General features: G+C 44.5%; 18 protein-coding genes and 2 pseudogenes. 10 read left to right on the plus strand and 10 right to left on the minus strand.

Translation table 11 applies throughout. From position 1 onward, the window contains the following. Window positions 1-244: 244 nt before the first annotated feature. The gene (locus tag AB4263_RS03020) at window positions 245-1795 is read right to left on the minus strand and encodes a DHA2 family efflux MFS transporter permease subunit (RefSeq protein ID WP_017060506.1); all 1551 of its coding nucleotides are present in this window, start codon (window positions 1793-1795) and stop codon (window positions 245-247) included. A 3-nt stretch (window positions 1796-1798) separates the two neighbouring features. Beyond that, complete coding sequence (locus AB4263_RS03025) at window positions 1799-2863, minus strand: HlyD family secretion protein (protein WP_372097446.1); 1065 nt, start codon at window positions 2861-2863, stop codon at window positions 1799-1801. Between the two features lie 128 nt (window positions 2864-2991). On the opposite strand from AB4263_RS03025, the gene AB4263_RS03030 reads away from it, so the two are divergent. Beyond that, on the plus strand, window positions 2992-3903 hold the full coding sequence (locus AB4263_RS03030; RefSeq protein ID WP_017060504.1) for a LysR family transcriptional regulator: 912 nt from the start codon (window positions 2992-2994) through the stop codon (window positions 3901-3903). Between the two features lie 160 nt (window positions 3904-4063). On the opposite strand, the gene AB4263_RS03035 is transcribed toward AB4263_RS03030, so the two are convergent. The 5 genes from AB4263_RS03035 to AB4263_RS03055 form a co-directional block, all read right to left on the minus strand. After that, window positions 4064-4921 (minus strand): polysaccharide lyase family 7 protein, encoded by an 858-nt coding sequence (locus tag AB4263_RS03035; RefSeq protein ID WP_017060503.1) that lies wholly within the window; start codon window positions 4919-4921, stop codon window positions 4064-4066. Between the two features lie 247 nt (window positions 4922-5168). Continuing rightward, window positions 5169-6707 carry a glycoside hydrolase gene (locus AB4263_RS03040; protein WP_372097448.1) on the minus strand — a complete coding sequence of 513 codons (1539 nt, stop codon included), beginning with the start codon at window positions 6705-6707 and terminating at the stop codon, window positions 5169-5171. Window positions 6708-6810: 103 nt separating this feature from the next. After that, entirely contained in the window at window positions 6811-7623 is an 813-nt protein-coding gene (locus AB4263_RS03045; protein ID WP_372097450.1) for a DUF2861 family protein, read from the minus strand. Then, on the minus strand, window positions 7623-8270 hold the full coding sequence (locus tag AB4263_RS03050; protein WP_372097452.1) for a response regulator transcription factor: 648 nt from the start codon (window positions 8268-8270) through the stop codon (window positions 7623-7625). Before AB4263_RS03050 ends, AB4263_RS03045 begins: the two co-directional genes overlap by 1 nt. Continuing rightward, entirely contained in the window at window positions 8248-9657 is a 1410-nt protein-coding gene (locus AB4263_RS03055; protein ID WP_372097454.1) for a DUF3404 domain-containing protein, read from the minus strand. The genes AB4263_RS03050 and AB4263_RS03055 overlap by 23 nt, the downstream gene beginning before the upstream one ends. A 243-nt stretch (window positions 9658-9900) precedes the next feature. Between AB4263_RS03055 and AB4263_RS03060 the strand changes: the two genes are divergently transcribed. Beyond that, window positions 9901-10434, plus strand: a complete 534-nt coding sequence (locus AB4263_RS03060) for a YbhB/YbcL family Raf kinase inhibitor-like protein (RefSeq protein WP_017060498.1) — start codon at window positions 9901-9903, stop codon at window positions 10432-10434. 56 nt (window positions 10435-10490) lie between these two features. After that, complete coding sequence (locus tag AB4263_RS03065; protein WP_372097456.1) at window positions 10491-11288, plus strand: helix-turn-helix transcriptional regulator; 798 nt, start codon at window positions 10491-10493, stop codon at window positions 11286-11288. 14 nt (window positions 11289-11302) lie between these two features. Here the strand turns inward: AB4263_RS03065 and AB4263_RS03070 are convergent, their stop codons facing one another. Beyond that, window positions 11303-12496, minus strand: coding sequence for a CynX/NimT family MFS transporter (locus AB4263_RS03070; RefSeq protein ID WP_102320431.1), 1194 nt, complete (start codon window positions 12494-12496; stop codon window positions 11303-11305). A gap of 132 nt (window positions 12497-12628) precedes the next feature. Here AB4263_RS03070 and AB4263_RS03075 point away from each other — a divergent pair. From AB4263_RS03075 to AB4263_RS03100, 6 genes and pseudogenes are all read left to right on the plus strand, one after another. Beyond that, window positions 12629-13258 (plus strand): annotated as a pseudogene (locus AB4263_RS03075) (D-serine ammonia-lyase); the annotation flags it as partial. Between the two features lie 209 nt (window positions 13259-13467). After that, complete coding sequence (locus AB4263_RS03080) at window positions 13468-14268, plus strand: hypothetical protein (RefSeq protein WP_065583740.1); 801 nt, start codon at window positions 13468-13470, stop codon at window positions 14266-14268. Between the two features lie 226 nt (window positions 14269-14494). Continuing rightward, window positions 14495-14956 carry a hypothetical protein gene (locus AB4263_RS03085; RefSeq protein WP_372097458.1) on the plus strand — a complete coding sequence of 154 codons (462 nt, stop codon included), beginning with the start codon at window positions 14495-14497 and terminating at the stop codon, window positions 14954-14956. Between the two features lie 357 nt (window positions 14957-15313). Next, entirely contained in the window at window positions 15314-16177 is an 864-nt protein-coding gene (locus AB4263_RS03090) for a delta-class carbonic anhydrase (RefSeq protein ID WP_136973494.1), read from the plus strand. A 231-nt stretch (window positions 16178-16408) separates the two neighbouring features. Then, window positions 16409-17263: pseudogene (locus AB4263_RS03095) on the plus strand (DUF1214 domain-containing protein); the annotation flags it as partial. A gap of 437 nt (window positions 17264-17700) precedes the next feature. Further along, on the plus strand, window positions 17701-18243 hold the full coding sequence (locus AB4263_RS03100) for an MSHA biogenesis protein MshA (RefSeq protein ID WP_372097533.1): 543 nt from the start codon (window positions 17701-17703) through the stop codon (window positions 18241-18243). Window positions 18244-18339: 96 nt separating this feature from the next. On the opposite strand, the gene AB4263_RS03105 is transcribed toward AB4263_RS03100, so the two are convergent. After that, window positions 18340-19722 carry an MATE family efflux transporter gene (locus AB4263_RS03105; protein WP_372097460.1) on the minus strand — a complete coding sequence of 461 codons (1383 nt, stop codon included), beginning with the start codon at window positions 19720-19722 and terminating at the stop codon, window positions 18340-18342. 460 nt (window positions 19723-20182) lie between these two features. Between AB4263_RS03105 and AB4263_RS03110 the strand changes: the two genes are divergently transcribed. Then, entirely contained in the window at window positions 20183-21016 is an 834-nt protein-coding gene (locus AB4263_RS03110; RefSeq protein WP_372097462.1) for an alpha/beta fold hydrolase, read from the plus strand. 145 nt (window positions 21017-21161) lie between these two features. On the opposite strand, the gene gcvP is transcribed toward AB4263_RS03110, so the two are convergent. Then, window positions 21162-24041: an aminomethyl-transferring glycine dehydrogenase gene (gene gcvP, locus AB4263_RS03115; protein ID WP_372097464.1), complete on the minus strand. Its 2880-nt coding sequence runs from the start codon at window positions 24039-24041 to the stop codon at window positions 21162-21164. Window positions 24042-24058 lie beyond the last annotated feature (17 nt).

Raw genomic sequence — 24058 nt, forward strand, 5'->3', positions numbered from 1 at the left:
GCACATTGTCAAGGTGCCTATATCACATACAAACACTCAATAAACTATTGGTAATTAAAGAGTATTAGATAACATTTATGAAAGCCTTCAAACGCAGGTGACTTTTACCTGATTTTAGTGGGGTTATACGTGTTTTAGAAATAAAAAAGAGGCAAGCCGATAAGCTCACCTCTCTGTTTATTATTCGATTTTTTATTCGAAATGTTGTTCTTTGCTTGAAGCTTTATTTACCGAAAATCCTGCGCTAATCACGCATGTTTAGAATCAATACTGCAGCTAAAGCCAAGAACGCCGTCATCATTAAGAACACATCGTTGTAAGCCATGATGGCAGCGTCACGTTGCATTGTGCCAAGTAAACTTGCTTGTGCTTGTTGCATCGCAGTTGCGGCATCACTTCCTGACTGAATGAAAAACGCTTGTTGTTGCTGAAGCGTCTGCCAACCAAGTTGACTCACTGAAGGTAGCGACTCCTTGATGTGTGCTAAGTGCTCACGGGTTTTGTTATCCAATAGCGTAGCGATAATCGCGATGCTGAAAGCGCCCCCTAAGTTCCGCATTACGTTGGTTAACGTTGATGCGTCTGGCGTGTCCATTTTGCTGATGTTCTTCATGGCAACCAAAGACAGCGGAACCATGATGAACGGACTACCAATAGCACGCAGAACCATAGATAAAATCAGCTGTTGCCCGCCAAAATCGATTGTCATGTGTGTATTTACGTAACAACTAAAACCGAACATCGCGAAGCCAAAGGTAACCAAGTACTTAGGCTTAATGATCTGTGTTAGCTTTGGCACAATTGGGAATATCAGAAGCTGTGGGAAACCCATCCACATTAGCACTTCACCAATTTCCATCGCGTTATATTGCTGAATTTGAGTGAGATACATCGGTAGAACATAGATAGAGCCGAGCAATGCCATTCCTAGAATCAAATAGGCGATACAAGACATCGCAAATTGCCCATCCCGCAATAGCCGCAGGTTAACCAATGGCTTCTTGTGTTGGAGTTCGTTTATCACGAAGTAAACCAAACTCACCGCCGACACGATACTCAAGCCAATAATAAAGCTCGAACTGAACCACTCTTCACGGTTACCTTCTTCTAACACCACTTCCAAACAACCTAGCCCTAATGCCATGGTGGCGATACCAAACCAATCGGCTTTTTTCAGCGTGCCAAGGTCGAGCTTTTCATCGTCCAAGCCATATCGGATCATGGTGATCACAAGCAAAGCTGGCGGAATATTGATGTAGAAAATATAGTGCCACGAGAAGTTCTCCGTCAGCCAGCCACCAAAGGTAGGGCCAATCGATGGAGCAAAGGTCGCGGTTACACCAAACAGTGCCATACCCACAGCACGCTTGTTGACCGGCAATAACTGAATCACCAGCGAGAAAGCAAGCGGGATTAGAGCACCACCACTGAAGCCTTGCATCGCGCGGAAAACGATCATCGAGGTCATGTTCCAAGAGAACGAACACAACAAAGATGAAATGGTGAAAATGGCTGTCGTCCACGTGATATAACGGCGTTTACCGAGCGCTTTAGAAAGCCAACCACTGAGTGGGATAGCGATCATCTCTGCGACTAGGTAAGACGTAGAGATCCACGAGCTTTCATCCAAGGTGGCTGATAGCGCACCTTGAATATCTTTGAGAGACGAGTTGGTGATCTGAATATCCAAGATCGCCATAAACGCGCCAATCAAGCCGCCAAATAGGGCGATCCAATGGCGTCTCGAAACCTCGTCATCATCATTTGTTTGGGTGACAACACCAGCGTTACTCATGGTCTAGCCTCGTTTATCGATGGTCGCTACCACAGACAAACCAGGAAGCAGTCGACCTTTCAACTCTTGCTGATCTGGAATAGTAATTTTAACCGGTACACGTTGAACGATTTTAGTGAAGTTACCGGTCGCGTTTTCTGGTGGTAGGAGCGCAAATTTAGCGCCAGTCGCAGGGGAGAAACTGTCTACCACACCTTCAAGAGGCTGCCCCGGGAACGCATCCAGCTCTACTTCAACCGTCTGACCTTTGTGAATACCACTTAGCTGTGTCTCTTTGAAGTTGGCTTCAATCCACACTTGGTTGTTTGGTACCAAGCTCATCAGTGGTGCGCCTTCTTGAATCAGCAAGCCTTCACGTACGCTGCGTTTACCAATCACGCCATCTGCTGGCGCGTAAATTTTGGTGTAATCAAGGTTAAGCTGTGCTTGATCTCTTTGTGCTTGAGCTTCAGTCACGGATGCGTTTGCTTGTTCGATTTCACTCGCAATCACGATTAGCTGATCATTACTTGCGACGAGGTTTGCTTTTGCTTCTTCAAGTTCTGCTTGGGTGACTTTTTGTTGTGCAACCATGCTATCGACTTCATCTTGAGACGCGTAGTTACGCTTTAGTAAGCTACGAGAACGTACCACTTGTTGAATCGCGCGTTCGTATTCAGCTTGTGCAGAATCAACGCGGCTTTCTGCTTGATTGATCTTGCTACGTTGTAACGTTTGTTGTGCCACTAGATTTTTGACGTCTGATTGCACGACGCTTAAATGGGCGTTTGCTTGAGCGAGTGCTGACTGGTAATCACGGTCATCGATTTGAACCAGCAAATCACCTTCTTTAACCGATTGGTTATCACTCACATAAGACTTAACAATATAGCCAGAGACCTTAGGGCTAATATTCGTGATGTCGCCTTGTAGGTAGGCATTGTCGGTAGATTCAAAGTACTGGCCATAGCCGTACCAGTATCCAGCACCGGCTAAACCCAATGACAGCATGATCGCAGTAGCAATAAGCGGAGCTTTTTTACGTTTTTTTGTGCTTACTGTTTGCGAAGCGTTGTTGTTCTCTGTCATTTTTTCTTTCTCATTTTGTTTTTATTTAGATGTAACGAATTGTAAATGAATTCGATTGATTGATAAGATAGGAAAAAAGGGAAACACTGTTGCAAAAATCTAACTAATGGCGCTTTGGGAGAAGTACGATGGACTTAAATGCTGTGACTGTTTTTACACAAGTTGTTGATTGTGGGAGTTTCACGCACGCAGCTGAAGCATTGAACATGACCAAGTCGACCGTCAGCCGAAAGCTAGACGAGCTGGAACAGCATCTAGGTGTGAGGTTGATCACTCGTTCGACACGAAGTTTAGTCTTAACGCCAGAGGGTGAGCGCTTTTATCAGTCGAGCATGCAGATGCAAGAGATCATGAACCAAGCTGAGCTAGAGGTTTCAGCCAATCAGGATTTGATCCGAGGGCAGTTAAATGTTGTGTTGCCTGTCGAATTGGGGCATCAAGTATTAGCTAAATACATCCACAGCTTCCTAAAAGAGCACCCAAACGTGACTTTGAACTTAGAACTGTCGAATCGAGAAGTCGACATCATTGCGGAGGGGATCGATCTTTACGCACAAATTGGTGAGCTAGTGGACTCGAGCTTGGTTTCTCGCTACCTCACAACATCAAAGCGTGTATTGGCAGCCAGCCCTGAGTATTTAGAGCAGTTCGATGACGTCTCTTCACCCGATGATCTTGAACCGCCATTCAGAATGATTGAGGTGGTGAACAAGGCCGCGCGTCTACCCAAGTGGCATTTACAATTAGAAGGCGGAGAGTCGATTTTGATCGATCTGCCGTGTCAGTTGCGGGTGAATACCATCACGGCATGCCTAACAGCGTGTGTGGATGGGCTCGGCTTGGCGGTGCTTCCTGAATTCATTTGTCGGGAACACTTTAAGACAGGTAAGCTGATTCGTCTGTTACCTGAATATGAGATGCCAGAAGTTTCAGTAAGCCTAGTGTATGCAGACAGGCAGTTGATGCCGAAACGTAAAAAGGTCTTTATCGACTATCTACTGACTGCCTTTCAAAATAGAGCCAATCAAATAACGAAATAAAGGCATATTGTATTGGGAGCAACAGAAGGAATCGGCTGCCTAACTGTTGATTAGTTGTAATTCATTGACAATGACCAATAACATTGAAAAGAGAAAAACGAACTTGTTAACAAGTTCGTTTTTTTCTGATTGCTAATGTAGTTGTAGGCTAAGTACCGAACTAGCTCTTTTTCTCTGTGTACTCTAGCTTGTAGAAGTGAGCTTCACTTTGTCCATTCGTAAATTGGTTGTATACGCCAGCTTTGAAGTAGCTTAATAGGTGACGCCAGTAGTCAATATCCTGCTCAACTTTACGTTCACCGTTTACGTCAACAATAAGTTTCTTATCACCCACGATTAAATCAAATGCTGTTGGTTTGCCTTGTGGTGCTTTGCCTAAATCATACTGAGAATATGCTACGTCTGATTTGCACATTTCCTTGTCTTGGTTTTTCTTGCCGAACGATCCTTTACAAATTACAGCGTTGTTTTTAATGATTGCCCAGAAATGCCCTTCAATACCATTATTGTCACGTTTCCATACAACACGAAGCAAAGGGTGAGGGACATTGTGAGTACCAAGATCATCTAAGCCTTTGTTATGTACTTGTAGGAATGTGATCTCGTCTTGCTTAGAGTCTGAGTTCTTCATCGACTCTTCAGGTTTTATGATCTCCACCTCCGAACTTAATGTGTATGTTTCATTTGTTAAGTCTGTGCGGAAGTTTTCCTGAACGCGTAGCTCGTTGCGCAGGTGGTCATTCTTCATGGTAAAGACTAGCGCTTCACTTTCTTTGTCGACATAGAAGTTGTTGTTCACAATGCCGTCGTAGTTATTATCGAGCGCAAAATAGTCTTTGTTGCCTTTCTTTCCGTTTGGATCTGAAATTTGAAGTTCAGAAACTGACAAAACATTTTGGTATTGAGAGTAATTAGAAGGTTCGCCTAAAGCTCCTTCTGGATTCGAAAACTGAACATTAGCGATTGCCGAAGAAGAAAAGGCAAGAAGGGCACAGCAAGTGAGTAGGGTCTTTTTCATCAAAAATATCTCTTTTGTATTATTATCATTCAATATAAGCATTGATATCACTTTTGAGATTTATGTGAAAACATCTGTGTTTGAAATTGTGGTCGGCACCCAATTTTCTTGTACAAAAATAGAGAGAATTAGGTGTCGATTGGGATTGGTACCTGAGTGTCAAAGGTGTGGATTTTTGCTCGTTAACAATACTACCTGCTAACCCGTAATAGTGAATAAGGTGAGGCTTAAAAACGGCACGTTCAAACTAGTTAGGCTCTGATTTCCACTCTAACGTTTGTCCGTTGCTCAATACGGCTTTTATAGCGCTCGGCGAGACTTTAAGGCCTCTCTGATGAAAGGTTTGATCTGAAAAATTGGCAATGATCTTACTCCCGTCACTGAACTCAGTTTGTTGAACATCGCCGCTCTTATCTAACCATACGGAATCGACTAACTGTTTATCCCATAACTGTTCGTGCATTGGTTCAAAGCCATCTTGATAGTGTTTGAGTGCTTTGATTCTCTGGCTTGAACTTGATAAAGCTTCATCTCTGGTCAAGTGAACCATCGGTGGTGTGTTGTACAGCATGGCGGTTAAGTCACGTTCTGCTTGTACATTAGTGAACTTAAGGCTGTCTGAATGCCAATGGTGCGTATTGATTACTTCATCATGGAAAACGGCTTGGTAAAGTGGAATTCGATATTGTGGCGAAAACAGTAGCGACTTATAGGGCTCTTTAACCTCGGCCGGCTTAAAGAAGAAGTCGGGCTTTTGGTCTGGGTACCAACGACCTAAGTAATAGGGAGATTGGCGGTTCTCTTTCATGTCTTTGTCTGTCCAACCAAAACCAACCGTTTCTAAGCCGTGTGCAAACGCGATGCCTTTTGTTGTTAGGCTGTTGCCGTCTTCAGAGCCTAATACTAACGAAGGTTGCTCGCTAAGCCACTTCATTCGGTTGTTGAACGCAGAAAGCATGTCTGATTCGTTTGTATTGTCATTGCCATTGCCATTGCCATTACTGTTGCTATGACTATCTATAGAGCCGCTGTAATCTTCACGTGCCATGGCGGTTGCATCAACATCTAAGAACAAGCTGTTGAAGTTGCCGAATCTCATAATGTCTTGAGCACGCTGTTTTACGTATTCGAAATTGGTTTTTGTATTTGAGGAAGCATTAGAGGATGCATCTGAAAAGAGCAGTTGATTGTTGGTTGCATTAACCATTTGATAGCTAATGAAATGATTGTTTTGCTGTACTGTCCAAAAAGGCATCTTCAAGTCTTGAGTAGTGTTGCTTCCAGAATGGTTACCGACGAGATAACTTGCCCAAAGCTTGTTGTCAGTAGGCACGCGCATACCTTCACTAAACGGAAGAAATAGTGTCTGAGTTTGTTGTTCGGCAAGATCAAACCACGCCAATTCGATGGGTTTGTTTCGTTTCACCTGTATATTTGAAGGTAAGCTGAACTGAAAAGTGAGCTGGTCTTGATTAAGCTCTGCCTTAACGTTTATTCCACTGGGTACTAAGGTCCAAGTGGCGATTTTTGCTGAGTCAGCTTTATCGGAAAAGCCAATGACCAGATTGGTCGCTTTCTGTGGTTGGCTATCAACGGTGAGAGCAGCACTGTTAACGCTTAAGCCGTTCCAATCGACCTCTAAAGTATTCGATGAGGTAGCGACGGTATTGTTGTTACTGGTGAGCGTTATTTGGCTCGCTTGTGCGTTGGATGAAAACAGACAAGCTGTTGTTAAAGCCACAATGGCAAAATTAGAAAGATTGAGTGGGTGACGTACGCTGAGCATATTTAGATTCCGTAAAGGGTAACTACGGTTATTACACCTAAGTAGCGCTAGTGCTTTGTCACCTATATGTCTCTATTTTCTGTTTGGCTTTAGTGGTTTTCCATTAGAAAGGCACGGCGACGCGCTGCACATATTGGACTTCAATAGCGCCTTGGTATTCAAACATTTCAACCGAAGCACACAAGTGCTTGGCTTTGGTTCCAAGTGGACTTTCTGTGGGAACGGGTGCTTGCGCTGTTTTGATTGGCACTTTGTAACCCAGCAGGTTGTAGTTTTCATCAAACCATTGCCAACTCACGTTAGCGTCGGGGCAGTTGTCGATCACCTTTGGAGGCGAGAGCACGATATGTGGTTCGCTGAGTTTACTTTCGAGCGTCAGCCATCGATTACTGTTATTTAAAGCGACAATAATAGGGTAGTGATTTGAACCTATCTTTAGTTGATAAACACCAGATTCGGGTTTGATGAACATTTCATTGGTTTCAATCTCTTGATACTCATTATTGGAAGCGAGTTGTCCATCGAGAAGGACTTTACCTTTAGGCGATACCAAAGAAAGAGTTTGAGTTTCTGAGCCTTTGCTGAGTTGCTCGGCAGAGACTTTGATTTGATAACCGTGCGACGACAGGCCATAGCGTCGAATGAAGCTGACTTGGATGTGGTGTTTTGGCTCAGCACTTTGTTTGAGTAAGGTTCCACATTGAGTCTGGCTCAGGATCTCTTGTTTGACTGGCAGCCAAAGCTCACTATCGAGTGATTTGTGATCGAGTGCGATTTGCAGCTCTTGCCACGCAACTTGAGGTTGGTCATCAAGTAGAGATTGATAGGTGTGCTGCAATGGCGTGTCGGTAAACCATGCCGCATGACTTGCGAGCGGCAATGTGTAGATCAGTGCGGTTAACGAAGTAACTTTCATTATGATTCCCCGGCCAAGCGGTAATCAACGCCACGATGTGTTTCTATATTCAATGTTGGCAGCTTCTGGCGTAAGCGCAGTATGTGATTATCAATAGTTCGGGTACTAGGAAAAGCCTGATATCCCCAAATCTTATTGAGTAATTCATCTCGGTGAAACACACGACTTTGGTTCTGAACAAACAGTACCAATAGCTGAAACTTTTTAGGTTTTAGTGTTACAGGGCTTTCATCCAGATAAGCGATCCGTTCCGACAAGTTGATTTGGATATTTGCGTAAGTTAAGAGGCTCACACCTAACGGACGTAGCTGGGTAATGACTCGAGCGAGTAATTCGTCGTTCGAAAATGGTTTAGTCACATAGTCTTTGGCACCCGCCATTAAACCTTCAACACGTTGTTGAACTTCTACTTTAGCGGTCAACACAATCACAGGCAGCGCTTTGAGGAGCAACCAGTTTGGAAGGTGTTGCAAGCTGTCCCCATCTTCAAGCTGTCGATCCAGTATCACAAGATCGGCTCGGAACCATTGCTTACTGGCATTCTCTGAATCCTTCGCCCAAAGGCATTGGTAACCATTGGATTCAAAGAAGCTGACGAGGCCTTGTCCAAGCAGTTGGTCGTTTTCAACCAGCAGTAGGGTGTTCATAAGCAATTTCCAAAATACATCGGGTTGGGTTACGAAGAATAATGAGGCGGCCATTCGCTTGCTTCATCAAGTGCTCGACAATAGTCAGGCCAATGCCCATGTTATCCAGTTCGTGCGTTTCACTTGGCGTGACACCAGACATGAGCCGTTGTATCGGTGAAGGGAAGTGCCCCTCGTCTTGTACCTCAATCGTCAGCTTGTCACCGAGTTCGACCTTTACCAAAACCTCACCTTTACCATGTTGTTTGGCATTCTTGATTAGATTATCCAAGCAGATGGTTAGCCAGTAATAGGGAAGGTTCAGTTCAACTTCACGCGCTTCACATTGATAAGAAATATTGTGCTTTTCATAGACATGATCGAGCCACTCTTCTAATGAAGCGTTTTGCTTCAACAAAGGCTCTGACTGATCCGAACTTAGGTACACTTTGCTGTTTTCGGTGAGCTGAGAAAGCCTTTGATAGTCAGATATTAAACGCCAAACCGCACTTTGAGTTTCATCAGAAAAGTCATCGTAGCGATTTCTAAACATTTCGACGGTTAAGCCTAGGCTAGTAATAGGCGTGCGCAGTTCATGAGTAAGAAGCTGTAAAACGAACTGCCTCTCTTTTCGTTGTTTTGTTCTTAGGTATAAGACTCTAGCGAGCCCGGAAAGCAACGTTAGCAGCAATGTAAAGATCAACGTTTTCATGATCAGATTGTCATTGCTAGGCTCGTTTAAGCACACGTTACTGTAACGAAAAGTACAGGTTTCACCTGCCAAAGATACCTCTTGTTGCTCTGCGATAGGTTGCCAAACATCTAAGGGAATAGCTTTCCAGCCTTGTTCGCCACTTAACCAAAGCACATCATCTTGTTGCCAAGCGCGGTATCCATTGAGCAGTGCTTCTCTGCCTTGTGCACTTAGGCTTTCTAGTTTGTTATATAAAGGGTGCTGAGGGTTGGTAAGACTCAAAAATGGGCGTATCTGCTCGGTCACATCTGGGTAAGCGGCTAAATAACGACCAGCAAAGCTGCCACCGGCAGGGTGACGTTTGGAGTGTGCTGCAAACCAAATCGAATCCAATGTTTGTTGCTGACACAGAGCGAGCTCGAACTCGATGGCTTCATGTAATGAAGGGTTACTGCTTTCAATCGCTTGGCAGTGATCTTGTATTGACGCTAACGCTGCGATGTCGTCCCAACTGAATTGGTTGAAATCAGGATAGCGGCTATTTTCATGGAGCAGAACTTTCGGATACTGAGCCAACTCTTGTTGAGATACTAAGAGTGGGGATGATTGCCAGCTCAGTTGATACAGAGTTTGCCATTTATCTTGCAAACTTTGGGCATTGACTAGGGTTGGGAGCCAAAAGATCAAGCAAAGAGCTAATGTAAACCTGCGCATCCAATCATTCTCGTTAAAAGTCGTGGGGCGAGTCTAAAGAGTTTTGGGCGCGATTTGTAACCTGAATGTCAACAAGTGTTCTTTTAACAACAAATTGTCGAGTGGGTCATGCTTTTAAATAATAAAGTACAAATACAGTAAGTATCATTTATTTGAAATAAAATAGATAATTGTGTACTTACTGTCATTATTGGGCGAAATGAGGGGACTATACTGGGCTCATACCTAATAAGAGGAACCATCATGAAACTCATCATCAAATCAGTATTGGCAATCAGTATTTTGGCTACAGGCTCTGCTCATGCGTTCGAATTAACCAGCAACGATATTCAAGAAGGTCACCCAATGGCAAAGACTTTTGAATACTCTAGTTGGGGTTGTGACGGCGATAATCAATCACCACAATTGATGTGGAAAGATGCACCAGCAGGTACCAAAAGCTTTGCTATCACAGCTTATGATCCAGATGCACCGACTGAAAGTGGCTTCTGGCATTGGGTTGCGTTTGATATCCCTGCAACTGTGAACGAGCTACCTCGCGGTGTCGACATCTCTAAAGTCGGTGGCAAAGAAGGTCGCATTGATTACGGTACAGTTGGCTACGGTGGCGTTTGTCCTCCAGAAAAAGATGGTATGCACCGTTACCAGTTCACGGTTTGGGCATTACCAACGGACAAACTTAACCTCGACGAAAATACGCCGTCGGCTGTGGTTGGATTCACGTTGAACAGCATGGCTTTAGACAAAGCTAAACTGACCGCAACTTATACACGTTAATAGCTTATGTACGTTAAAGCTTATACACGTACATAATAAGTAAACAAGGGGATGAGATGAATCATCAATATCAAGTGACGATCTTTCGTGCAGAGCAGTTACAAAAACTGCGTAATGTGAGGATTCTATCCCCTAGTATCATTCAGATTATTACAGGCAGTAAGCGCCTGTTTTGGAAAGATTCAGCGGCAGAGCTCTCACATTCTGAGCTGTTGTTTTGTGAGGCATCAGCTTCACTAAGTTTTGAGAACATGCCCCACAAAGGGCGCTTCTTGTCGCGAGTGTTCAGCTTTCAATTCCAACCTTCTCAGGCGATGCTTGATTTAAGTGAGGAACGGTCGAATGATCTGGGACTGCCTACAGTAAAAGTGGATCGAAACTTACAAGACTCACTCAATGCTCTGTTCTCTTTTGATACACAGAGCATGAGCAAAGAGACTCAACAGTTTTGGTTGCAGGGCTTGTACCAGCAATTAGCTGAAAAAGGGGTGTTGCATCTATTGTTTGTCAGTGCCAACGTCTCGTTTAGCCAAAAGCTCAGCCATTACCTTTCACATTCACCAGATGAGAAACATCCGCTAGAGTCGGTGGCGGAGCGTTTTGCGATGAGCCGAGCCACATTGATTCGGAAGCTCAAACTGGAAGGCATGCAATATCGAGAGGTACTGACTGAAGTTCGCTTGAGTCACGCGCTTTATCTGATGCAAAACGGACAGCAGAATGTGGCGATGTTGGCTCAGTCTTGCGGTTACCAATCGGAAGGGCGTTTTAGTCAGCGCTTTAAAGGCAAATTTGGTTTGTCGCCAAGTGAATACATCAAAACCGTCGTCAGCCATAGAGTCGCGACGCCATAGTCATTATGTTTGGCTTAAACGCTCACTTTCTTATCTCGTGCTGCCAATGCCGCGAAAATCGTGCACGCAAAGGCAACAGATGCGATCAACAGAATCGGCACACTCCAAGAATCTGTCTGAGCATGAAGCTTACCCACCAGCGTTGGACCAGTGGCTGCCAACGCATAACCGATTCCTTGAGCCATACCCGACAATGATGCGGCTTGGCTGCTATTCGATGTACGCAAGCCAACAAAAGAGAGCGCGATAATAAATGTCGAGCAGTTGGCTAATCCAAACAGTCCCACCCAAAAGATCGCAAACTCAGGCAAATACAGAAGACCAATCAATCCAACAAATACACTCGATGCACATAGAGTGATGAGCCATTGTTGATTGTCACTTTTGGCTAAGAACGGCAGTAACAGCAGCCCCGGAACCATAGTCGAAAATTGCAGAAATCCATAAATGTAGCCCGCGTCGATTTCGCTGTAGCCAAGATCGTTCAATATCTGTGGCAACCAGCCAGCCAAAGAGTAGAAGGTAAATGAGTTAAGCCCAAGCGCTAACGTTACTTGCCACGCTACGCCGCTTTTAATCATCTGTTTCATCGGCAGAGGTTTGTCTTGTTGCTTGTTATTGCTGGCCGAAGATGAGCGTTTTCTGATTTTAGGCAACCAGATCATCAAAGCTAATATTGGAAATACCAAGTTCATTAACAGCGCTAATTGCCAACCCGTGATCGTAAATAAGGTTAGATTTGAAAACGGCACCATCAAACTTGAGCCTAACGTCGAACCGATGCCCATCGTAAAGATGTACAGAGAAGTCACAGTAGCGATGCGTGTCGGGAAGCTAACTTTCACTACTACAGGCAACAACACATTACCAATCGCGATACCAAGCCCGATCATCACCGTGCCGATATACAAGGTTGGGGTTAACCCAGCAGAGCGCAGTGTAATACCCGTAGTGATCAGAACTAAGCCTAATAACAGGCTAGGCTCTAGACCAATTCGTTGGGATATCTTGGTGACTAATGGTGAGAATAAGGCAAAAGTTAACAGTGGCAAAGCTGTTAAGAAGCCTGCAGCCGATGACGTAAGGTTGAGGCCTTCCATAACCTGAGAAAGCACAGGAGCCAAGCTCGTAAAAGGCCCACGAAGGTTAAGTGCTAGGAATAGAATCCCTAACATCACGAAAATGCTATTACGAAGAGAGGCGCTCATAGGTTGTTCTACTGTTTGCTTATGAGAAGACAGGCTAGCCTACAGATCATTGAATGATTACACAAATACCGTTTAAATAGGTTTACTAATGATTGAACCTGCGCAGTACGCGCTTAGCCAGAAAAGTCACCCATGACTGTATTAAATATCGACAAGCTCATCTCGGACTTCCCACTGCTTCAACAATTGATTGCATTGGAAGAAGTGGTTTGGTTTAACCCAAATATGACGACTCTGGAGCGCGGTTTGCTTTATGTGGGTTTAGGCGAACAAGATATTCACGATGCGAGCATGAGGCTGCAAAGGTTTGCTCCTTATCTAGCCAAGGCGTTTCCTGAAACTCAAGCGACCAATGGCATCATCGAGTCTGAGCTTGTTGACATTCCATCTATGAAATCAGCATTGGGAGCACATTATCAGCAGCCAATAAAAGGGCGTTTGATGATGAAGAAAGACAGCCATTTGCCGATTTCAGGTTCAATCAAAGCGCGTGGTGGTATTTATGAAGTACTAACACATGCCGAGAAGCTTGCGATTGAAGCCGGGTTACTGTGTGAGAGCGATGACTATAGTAAGTTGCTCGAACCTGAATTCCGTGACTTCTTCCAACAATACAGCATTGCGGTAGGATCCACGGGTAATCTAGGCATGTCGATCGGTATCATGAGTGCCAAATTGGGTTTTACGGTCTCTGTTCACATGTCGGCAGACGCGAGAGCTTGGAAGAAAAGCAAACTTCGTGAGCATGGCGTCAACGTTGTTGCAAATATGAGCTGCTAAAAAGATAAGTCATGATAGAAGAGTGTTGTTTATAGCCTGTACACACTCTTTCTCACCTCTAAATCCCACCTTAATTCAAACAATAACTTGCGCAGATCGTTATCCAAAACACACATTTTATAAACTAAGCTTCTTAGATGTTCTAACTATCAGTTAGGTTGAGTGGCATTCAACTTGATAGGGATTGAGCAATGCAGACGGACAAAGTGATACAGACAAGACACATAAACACACCAGAAAAATTACTCCAGCGTTTAGATGCTATTGGGGAGTCTTTGGAAGCATCGGGTAAGGCTCATGCTTTGCTGGGATTGGGCTCAGTAGGTATTGAAACAGAACGACTTGATCAGTATTCAGATGTCGATTTTTTCGCAATAGTGCAAACAGGGCACAAGCAGTATTTCTTAGACAGTTTGCATTGGCTATCTGATATTCACTCAATCGACTACGCAGTGAGAAATACCGTCGATGGCTATAAAGTTCTGTACGCTGACGGAATCTTTTGTGAGTTTGCAGTGTTTGAACCCCACGAGTTAGCGCACATTCCGTTTGCTGAAGGGCGTATTGTTTGGCAGCAACATGAATTTGATACACAGTGTTGTGTTTCACCAATAAAAGGGGAGACAGACACTAATTCCCAAGATTGGATCATTGGTGAGGCTCTAACCAATCTTTATGTGGGTATGTCTCGTTATAACCGAGGCGAAAAGCTGTCGGGCAGTCGGTTCGTTCAATCTTACGCACTCGATCGTTTGATCGATCTTGTGGATCAAACTGAACAGTCTGAGCCTGAATTCGTTGATGAATTTATGTCGGATAGAAGGCTAGAAGCACGCTTCCCTAAGTTTGCCCAATTGCTACCAACCTTTACCCAAGGCTACGAGCGCACCGCTGAATCGGCACTTGCCCAACTAGCATTCCTCAACACCCACTTCGCAGTCAACCAAGCCATGTGTGACCGAATCTCTGAACTGTGTTCCAGTAAAGATTAAGCTTATAGCGTGTGAATCCCCAAGCCTAACTGACACCACCTTTCAGATGATAAGCGGCGGGCAACCTAATTGAGCTCTCGAATTATTATTCTTAAGCACTAAACCCGTACGCTTTTGTTTACTCTTCAAGACCGTGACTGTTCGTGTTTACTCCGCTTATCACTGGATGTCGTCAGCCAAATAAAATACAATCGAACAATGTTTTATTAATTCGTGCTTTATCATTATGATGAGAAACTTACTCATATTCATCGTTAGCCTGTTCTTCTTAACAGCCTGTTCTTCAACGAGTAATCATCAGCTAGACGACGAGATATTGAGCAACGAAGACGCTATGTCGAAAAGTATAGAGGGAGAGAGTAATCTCGAGACTTCAAAGGATACAAACGCTGAGACCAGCGTTGATTCTTCCCATGATTCAATCGTTAATCATCAACCACTCACTAACCTTGATTCAAATAAAGACACGATAGCTCACGCCAATGCAGAGCCAGAATCAGTGGGACCTTCTCAAGTAGCAGCGACAGAAACAACGGAAAGCGATGCTAAGAGTGGCGGTGAAAAAGGCATCGGAAGCTATTTTATTCGTCATAATAAACCGACTAAGACGGTGATTAAATCACTAGAGGGCGTGACAGATGCATTGAACGTCATGACGTTTGGGATATTTGCCACCGGTAACGGTTAAATCGTTAACTTAGAACCACAACCTAATAGATAGAATGAAACGTGAAGGCGAGCCAGATGGTTCGCCTTTTTTGATCTTCTAAATCTGGCCACCGTTGTTCCTAAGAATCATGCACACTTATCTGAGCGCTGAGTCAGGCGAGGGTTAACGAAAATAGGAAATTATTAGTTCTGGAAGGGAGTCGCCGAATTTACCCTGTTTGACTTGTTATATGTATCAAGGGTTCTAATACTCATCCCAAAGTAAGTAATGAAATCTAATCTTACAAAGACAAGTCTTATATTCACTTACGAGCATAGTAAGATGTTTGCTGTTAAGTCGGTTTGGGTTTAGTTATCAATATTCTAGGGAAGAAAAATGAAGAATAAGAGTGTGTTTTTAAGTGCCGCATTGGTGATGTTGTCAGCTCATGCAAATGCATCAGACGCGAGCCATGAGTCTGTATCAGATGGTGTTATCGCAGAACAAAGAGCTAAGCTTTCTGAAAATACCCAAGGACAAGGTTTTGGCCCGCAAGCCCCACGAGATTTGGGTTCATTAGAAGGAACCAATACCAGGCTGTTCTCGGATGCCCCTGATTCAACAGCGATGAACTTATGTAATATTCACTTCCATAAAAATGCTGAGCATAAAGGCGGCGAGTTTACTCAATACGCTGGTAACGGTGATGGTAAGGGATTCCAGAGTGGCTTTAAATACACAGGCAAGCTGAGTTCTGCTGAGCTGAAACCATTTGAGAGCAAGGTTTGTCCGAGCGAGCATGGTTCTTTGCATTCGGGTGACACCATTGAAGTTCACTATGTTTATTCAACGGCGCAAGTTGAACCGGGTGAAACATTGGGTGCTTGTTTTAACGACGCAATTACCAACCCGCAACTGCGTGTAGAAACCCAAGTTTACGTATTAGTGAATGACGACAGAGCACTCGACTTTGAAGCGCTCGCTAAACATTCAAAAGTGAACGGCTTACACCAAGCACCAAACATCCCACAAGATACGGGCTCAGCGATCCAATACGCAGGCTCTACAACGGGTCCTGGTTATAATGAGCAAGGTTCACCTTTCCAAGTAACATGGAGCGTTAGACCACAAGTCGCGAAAGTAAATATCGCGACAGTAGGTAGCTGGTGTGAAGGCAATGACTTTAACGAAGATCACGCCCACGGTGTGAGAAACTTGGTGGTTAACCCCGAGTTGTTATCACCCATTCGTAACGACTAAACGATTCTGGCGAACAAAATGATTAAGGCGAGCCAATAGGTTCGCCTTTTTAGTTGGATATAAATGCCATCGTTTAAACAGAGACTTGTTTGTTAGTCACAATGGTGCAATTATTTAACGAGTGATATTACTCAGATGCATGTCTTATGATGACTATCGAACAACAGCTTTCTCGGCTGGATCTAAACTTATTGGTGTCGTTAAGTGTTTTAATCAAAGAGAGGAACATAACGCGAGCTAACGCCAACCGATAAACAGCCTGTGGTTCGAATGAACCGAGACACTTACTACTCAATGGCTGTGATTAACGTTTCGCAAGGCGCGACGATTACGCTACCTGAGATTCCTGAAGGCAAATACATGTCGATGGAAGTGATTACAGAAGACCACCGCATTCAGCCAATGCAATACGGTTCTGGTACGTTTGATCTTTCTACTCATAGTGGAGACCACGTGTATGTCATCGTTCGTACTGATGCGACGTTCACCAAAGATGAAGTTCATAAAATCCAAGATCAGATGAGCATTGATGCAAAAGCAGACGGCAAATTTATGGCAATGCAAGTGGATGAGAAATCATTCGATGAGGTAGAGAAAAACCTTAAAATGGAAATGCCGAAACTACTGAAACGCGATGGTGCTCAGGCGACGTTTGGTATGTTTACCAGCCCTGAAGATGCTTCAAAAGAGATGTTTACCAAAGAGAAGTACGCAGTGGGCGCGGCTATCGGTTGGGGTGGCGCGCAGTTAGATGACAATATTTACGAAGTCTCTGGTAACTTCCCAGCAGACACTTGTCATCAGGCAACCTTTGATGATCCTAAGAACCAAGCGTTTTGGTCGGTAACGGTCTACAACAAGCAAGGTTTCATGTTTGGTGAAGTGGCGAACGTAAGCTCAAACACGGCTGAGAAAAATGCAGACGGCACTTACACCGTAAGCTTTGGTTGTGGTGATGATGCAGTAAACAACATCAAAACAGAAAACGATTCTGGTGTGTTTAACTTAGCTTTCCGTCATTACATTCCAAGCCAAAAAGTACGTGATGGATTCCGAGTGCTTCCTTACGTGAAAGCAGTGAACTAATGTTGCGATAGTCGTACAACGATTATAGATGCGCGTTATTACCAAATGGCAATAACGCGCTTTTTTATGGATTCTATTTCATTTCTTGCTTTCCTAAGTGTAGAAACACAAAGGGCGACTCAAAAATGGTCTAACTTTGATTATACGCAGCGAGCCTCAGTTCAAATAAATCAATTAAACCTTTTTCCATCGATACTTTCAGTTGCACCACGCATTTGATCGAATTTAAACCCGCTGACACCTTATGTGATAACGCTTCCAGTTATCTTTTCAGCCTCTAAAGGGAACAAATACCACAACCAGCGTTATAAAAAGCGATAGCCGTGGAGTGTTATGAGTCCTATTTGAGGTGTATAGTTATAGGTAATTCATTGGATTATTGAATATTTAAGTTATCAAAAGATGCGGGTGTTATGAAGAAAAACGGCTTTACGTTAATGGAACTAATCGTTGTGATCGTGATAATCGGTATTATTGCTGTAACGGCAGCGCCGAGGTTTCTTAATATCCAAGAATCAGCGAGAGAAGCGGTGCTTGAAGGTGTTGCGGGTGCAATGGAAGGGGTGATCACACAAGTAACCTCTAAAGCTATTATCGCTGGGCTTAATCCCGATGCATCAAACCCACGTGATCAGAGCAACTATGTAATCGATTTTGGTATCGGTAGTGTTGAGGTCGACTGGGGAACCCTTTGCCCAGAGAGCAGAGGCGAGTCGGGCGACAAATTAACGATGATCGACTTTATGACCTTATCAGATGATGACAGCTTAACCTCTGATTTTGGTAATCGACACACTGTGATCGGGTATGACTACGACTTTACCCAAGCTGAATTAGATAGCACGAACATAACGGATGCGGATCTAGAGACGCGCCAAGGTTGCTTTGTGCTTTATGACTCTTTTGGCCGAACAAATGGCAGCCAATGTCCTGATGAAGGATGTGAGTGTACAGTCCGTATTGTGAACAACAACTGTTAAGCGAACTCATCATTAGATTTTAGAGACAGAATAAAAAAGCGTGTTATTGCCGAGTAGCAATAACGCGCTTTTTTTGTATTAGTTTGATGATTTTTCTTAGTTTGCTATTGCTGCATCTGCTGGCGGCAAGTCACGCTTCTTAATCACGTATCGTAAGCGAAGTAGCATCAGAGCTGCTGAAACACTCAAGCCCGTTAGAATACCAATCCAAAAGCCTTCTTCACCCATTGCAGGAACAATGTGGTCTGTTAAGCCCAGTACCATGCCCAGTGGCAGTGCTAAGCCCCAGTATGAAGCGATAGCTAAGATCATCGGGATCTTAGTGTCTTTATAGCCACGCAGAGCACCGTTAGCAGACGTTTGCAATGCATCGCTGAATTGGTACATAGCGGTAAAGGTCAACAATACAGCTGCTGTCGCGCTTATTGTAGGGTCGGTTGTGTAAAGTCTAATGATCCACTCAGGGAACAGCAAGAACATCGCAACCGAAAGCAATGAAATTAACGCTGCAACCAAGATACCGACTTTGCTGCGCTCAATCGCTCCGAGTTCGTCTTTTTCACCCAAAGCGTGTCCAACACGAATCGTAATGCCAAACGAGATACTCATTGGAATAACGTAAGTCAGACTCGAGATGTTAAGTGCAATTTGTGCTGCTGCTACGTTCTCTGCACCAATACGGCCGATCATAAGAGCGATTACCGCAAAGATACTGCCACACACCGCGATGTTCATCCCGATAGGCAAACCTAATCTTAGAAGGTGAAGCATCTCTTTTGCTTTTGGCTTCGCGTCTGCAAAGCTGATAATGGTTTTGTAGTGATGATGGCCTTTGATGTAGGAATACAGCATTCCCGACATTAACCAGTACACCAAGCTTGTCGCCCAGCCACAACCTACAGCGCCCATTTCAGGGAAGCCGAACTTACCGTAGATAAGCACGTAGTTGACCGGAATATTTATCAACAGACCAACCACGGAAATGATCATTGGTACTTTGGTGTTGTTCATCCCTTCACAGAAGCCGTTCAAAGTGTAGAACAGGGCAATACCCGGCACACCGAAGGCTAGGGCAAATGCATAGTCACTGCCGATAGGGATGATCTCAGCGGCTACCCCAATCCATTCTAAGATCGGTTTAGCACTCACCAAGTAAGCGATAAGTAGCACACTCGCGATTAATGCCAACCAAACCATCTGGAAGAATTCAACAGAGATACTTTGGAAGTCACGTGCGCCGCGGTGGTAAGCGACAACAGGCGTTAGCGCCATAATCACGCCACGCAGTAGCAGTAACACTGGGATCCAAAGGCTAGTGCCAAGTGCAATAGCGGCAAGATCAGCAGGGCTTACTTGGCCAGCCATTGTCGTATCGACAAATCCCATCGCTTGGGTAGCTATTTGAGTCAAAATGATTGGAATCGAAAGATGCATAAGCGCACCCGATTCACGAGTAAAAGGACGAAGTTTCGTTAGCATGGAAGTTCACAACACCAATATAAATACACGAATGATGGCAGGATGGCCGGTGTGCATTTTAGGATGTGCCCCGTTGGGCGGGCGACAATATAAACACCTTACCGTATAGGGTCAAGCATTGGATTTATTGAGTTCAAGTTGCTCTGATATATACCGCCACGTCTTAGCTTCAAATCTAGTGCTGGATAACTCTCCTATTGCCACAATGCCAGCAGAAACACAAATAACCCAATTCCAAGCGTGACTTTTAAAAGTAAGCCAAGAGGGGCTCCACCTTTTGGCGCTTTATTGCAACATCCCATAATCGTTTCCTAGTTATATTGAGCTCGTGAGTTGACCTTAAACCTTCCCCTTACAGTAAGGTCAATAAGTTTATAAAACTTAACCAAATTAACCTTTCTTATCGTGTTGGATTCGTTAAGATAAATCCAAAGTCTGCGATTAGAAGTGTGAGGATAATGTGTTGATAGAAAAGTGGTTAGAGATCGATGGTGATCAGCTTTATTGCTTGTCGACTGATATCAAAGAGTCTCAGGAAACACTGGTGTTGATTCATGGGTTGGGTGAGTCGCATTTATGTTTTGCCGATGTGTTTGACTGGCTACCGAATTACAACTTAGTCATGTTCGACCTGTGTGGTTATGGCTATTCTCCTGCTTCGAATATATCCCACTCAACAGAAACTCAAGCAAATCGAATATTGAAAGCACTCGACTTATTGAGCATCCATGGTTGCTTTCTACTTGGGCACTCTTGGGGAGGCGATACATCGACGTTGATTTGTGAATACGACACGAGAGGCATCGTGCGTGGTTTCATTAATGCTGAAGGCGGACTGCACGAAGAAAGCATCATCCTATCCCAGATTATTGCAGATACATATTCTGAACTAAGCACTGACGAGTTTGCGAACTGGGTGAAAGGAGAAGGTTTCTCAAAACGTTTTCCCATGGCTTGGGGACACGGAGCAGGTGTTAAGTATCTTTCGTCAGTTAGAAGATGTGAGCCAGAGGTTCTTGGTCAAACCGCCAGTGAAATCTACGGACAACATGCGACTCAAGATATCCGTGGCGTGGTTGGCTGGGGACAAATTTTCGAAAACTTATCCATACCTAAAGTATATTTTTGGGGTGCTGACAGCCTAGAGGGTTGTGAGCGTGCGAAAGAGTTTATTAGTACGTTAGACAACGTTTCATTTGAGGGCGCAAACCACTGGGTGCAAAACGATCCGGCCAAGTTCTATCCGGAAGTAGATAAGTTTATTACTGGCGTTACAAATAGAACCAAAACTTAGATATTCAACAACGATAATAGAAAGTCTATATGTGGATTGTTGGTTAGCTGGCGCGATCTTTACCTCTCAGCTTGAAATGATTGATTCTCCAAAAACAAAAAAGCGAACCAAGTGGTTCGCTTTTGTTTATCTAAAATCTACAAAATTAGTCTTCGTAGTTGTCGATGCTTGGGCAAGAACAGATTAGGTTACGGTCGCCGTATACGTTGTCTACACGGTTAACAGTAGGCCAGTACTTCGAGTTCTTGGTTGCTTTCGATGGGAAGCAAGCCAGTTCACGAGAGTAAGGGCGATCCCATTCTGCGCCTGAAAGGTCAACTTGTGTATGCGGTGCGTTCACTAGAGGGTTGTTGTCTAGTGGCCATTCACCCGCTTTCACTGCTGCCATTTCGTGACGGATTGCGATCATCGCTTCACAGAAACGGTCTAGCTCTTCTAAATCTTCAGACTCAGTTGGCTCAACCATTAGTGTGCCAGCTACAGGGAAAGACATAGTTGGCGCGTGGAAACCGAAGTCCATTAGACGCTTAGCAATATCTTCTTCGCTGATGCCTGTGTCTTCTTTAAGCGGACGAATATCGATAATACATTCGTGTGCTACGCGGCCGTTAGTGCCACGGTAAAGAACAGGGTAGTGAGGACGTAGTTTCTCCATCACGTAGTTCGCGTTCAGAATCGCTACTTTCGTTGCGTCTGTTAGGCCAGGTTCGCCCATCATTGCGATGTAAGCCCAAGAGATAGGTAGAATTGAAGCACTACCTAGATCTGCTGCTGATACTGCGTAGTCAGAACCTTGTACACCATTTTCGATGTGACCAGGTAGGAAAGGTGCTAGGTGCGATTTAACGCCGATAGGACCCATACCCGGACCGCCACCACCGTGTGGGATACAGAATGTTTTGTGTAGGTTCAAGTGAGATACGTCTGAACCGATGAAGCCAGGTGAAGTTAGACCTACTTGAGCGTTCATGTTCGCGCCGTCTAGGTAAACCTGACCGCCCGCTGCGTGTACTTGTTCACACACTTCTTTCACTTGCTCTTCGTATACGCCGTGCGTAGAAGGGTAAGTGATCATGATGCTTGATAGGTTTTCTTTGTGCTTCTCGATTTTCGCAGCTAAGTCTGTCATGTCGATGTTGCCATCTTCATCACACTTAACAACCACTACCTTCATAGAAACCATTGATGCTGTTGCAGGGTTAGTACCGTGCGCAGAGCTTGGAATCAGGCAAACGTTACGGTGAGCTTCACCGCGGCTTGCGTGGTAACGTTGAATAGCGATTAGACCTGCGTATTCACCAGATGCACCAGAGTTAGGCTGTAGTGAGAAATCGTCGTAACCAGTGATTTCACATAGCTTCTCTTTAAGATCTTTCGCTAGTGCTGTGTAACCCGCTGCTTGATCAAGAGGTGCGAATGGGTGAATTGAACCAAACTCAGGCCATGTTACTGGAATCATCTCAGCAGCAGCGTTCAGCTTCATCGTACAGCTGCCCAGTGGGATCATGCCGTGCGTTAGTGAGAAGTCTTTGTTCTCAAGCTGTTTTAGGTAACGCATCATTTGCGTTTCGCTGTGGTGCGTGTTGAATACTGGGTGAGTTAGGAACTCTGATTCACGACGGCAGTTTTCTGGAATTGCTGCAAACTCGTTTGATGCAATGTCAGAAGATAATGCTTGAACGTCTTCTTTCACGTCGAAGATAGCGAATAGGGCATTCACGTCGTCGACTGTGGTTGTTTCATCTAAGCTGATACCGATCTTACCTTTAAGAAGGCGCAAGTTGATGTCTGCTGCTTGTGCTTTCGCGTACAGTGCATCTGTCTTCTCTTCAGAGTTGATTGTGATGGTATCGAAGAAGCTGTTGTTTGTTAGCTCGTAACCCGCTTTAGTCAGGCCAGCCGCTAGGATAGCTGTCATGTGGTGTGTACGACGAGCGATAGTACGTAGGCCTTCTGCACCGTGGTAAACCGCGTAGAAAGACGCCATGTTTGCTAGAAGTGCTTGAGCTGTACAGATGTTCGATGTCGCTTTCTCGCGGCGGATGTGTTGCTCACGAGTTTGCATTGCCATACGTAGTGCTTGGTTACCGTGAGTATCGATTGAAACACCGATTACACGACCTGGCATTGTACGCTTATGCTTTTCACGAGTACCCATGAATGCAGCGTGTGGACCGCCGTAACCCATAGGAACACCGAAACGTTGCGCTGAACCGATAACTACGTCTGCACCCATTTCGCCAGCTGGCTTAAGTAGAGCAGAAGCAAGTAGGTCAGTTGCAACCGTTACAAGAGTCTTGTTTGCTTGAGCTTTCGCAATGATGTCTGTTAGGTCGCGAACTTCACCTGTTGTACCAGGGTATTGAACCAACGCACCAAATACGTCTTGCTCTGGAAGTGTTTCAAGAGCACCAACCATTACTTCAAAACCGATGTACTCAGCACGAGTTTTAACAACTTCTAGTGTTTGAGGGTGAACATCGTCAGCAACGAAGAATACTTTGCTCTTGCTTTTGCCTGCACGCTTACACAGTGTCATAGCTTCGCCAGCCGCTGTCGCTTCATCAAGAAGAGACGCGTTCGCGATTTCCATACCAGTTAAGTCCATTACCATTTGTTGGTAATTCAGTAGAGCTTCAAGACGACCTTGAGAAATCTCTGGTTGGTATGGTGTGTAAGCAGTGTACCAGCCTGGGTTCTCTAAAACGTTACGTAGAATAACGTTTGGAGTGAATGTGTTGTAGTAGCCTTGACCAATGAAAGTACGTTTCACTTGGTTTAGGTTAGCGATCTCTTTAAGAGAGGTCAGCATGTCCATTTCGCTCAATGGAGCAGCAAGTGTCATTGGTTTTTCAAGACGGATTTGTGCAGGAACCGTTTCGTCGATCAGTGCTTCTAAGCTAGTCGCGTTGATCGCTTCAAGCATTTTTTGCTGGTCTGCTTTATTTGGGCCGTTATGACGAGCAACAAACTCGTTTTGAGTACCCAGGTCTTTCAGTAATTGGCTTTGAAGTAATTCAGTCATGATATGTTCTACTTTCT

Source organism: Vibrio sp. 10N.261.55.C5 (genome assembly GCF_041470505.1).
Taxonomy (GTDB): Bacteria; Pseudomonadota; Gammaproteobacteria; order Enterobacterales; family Vibrionaceae; genus Vibrio; species Vibrio crassostreae_C.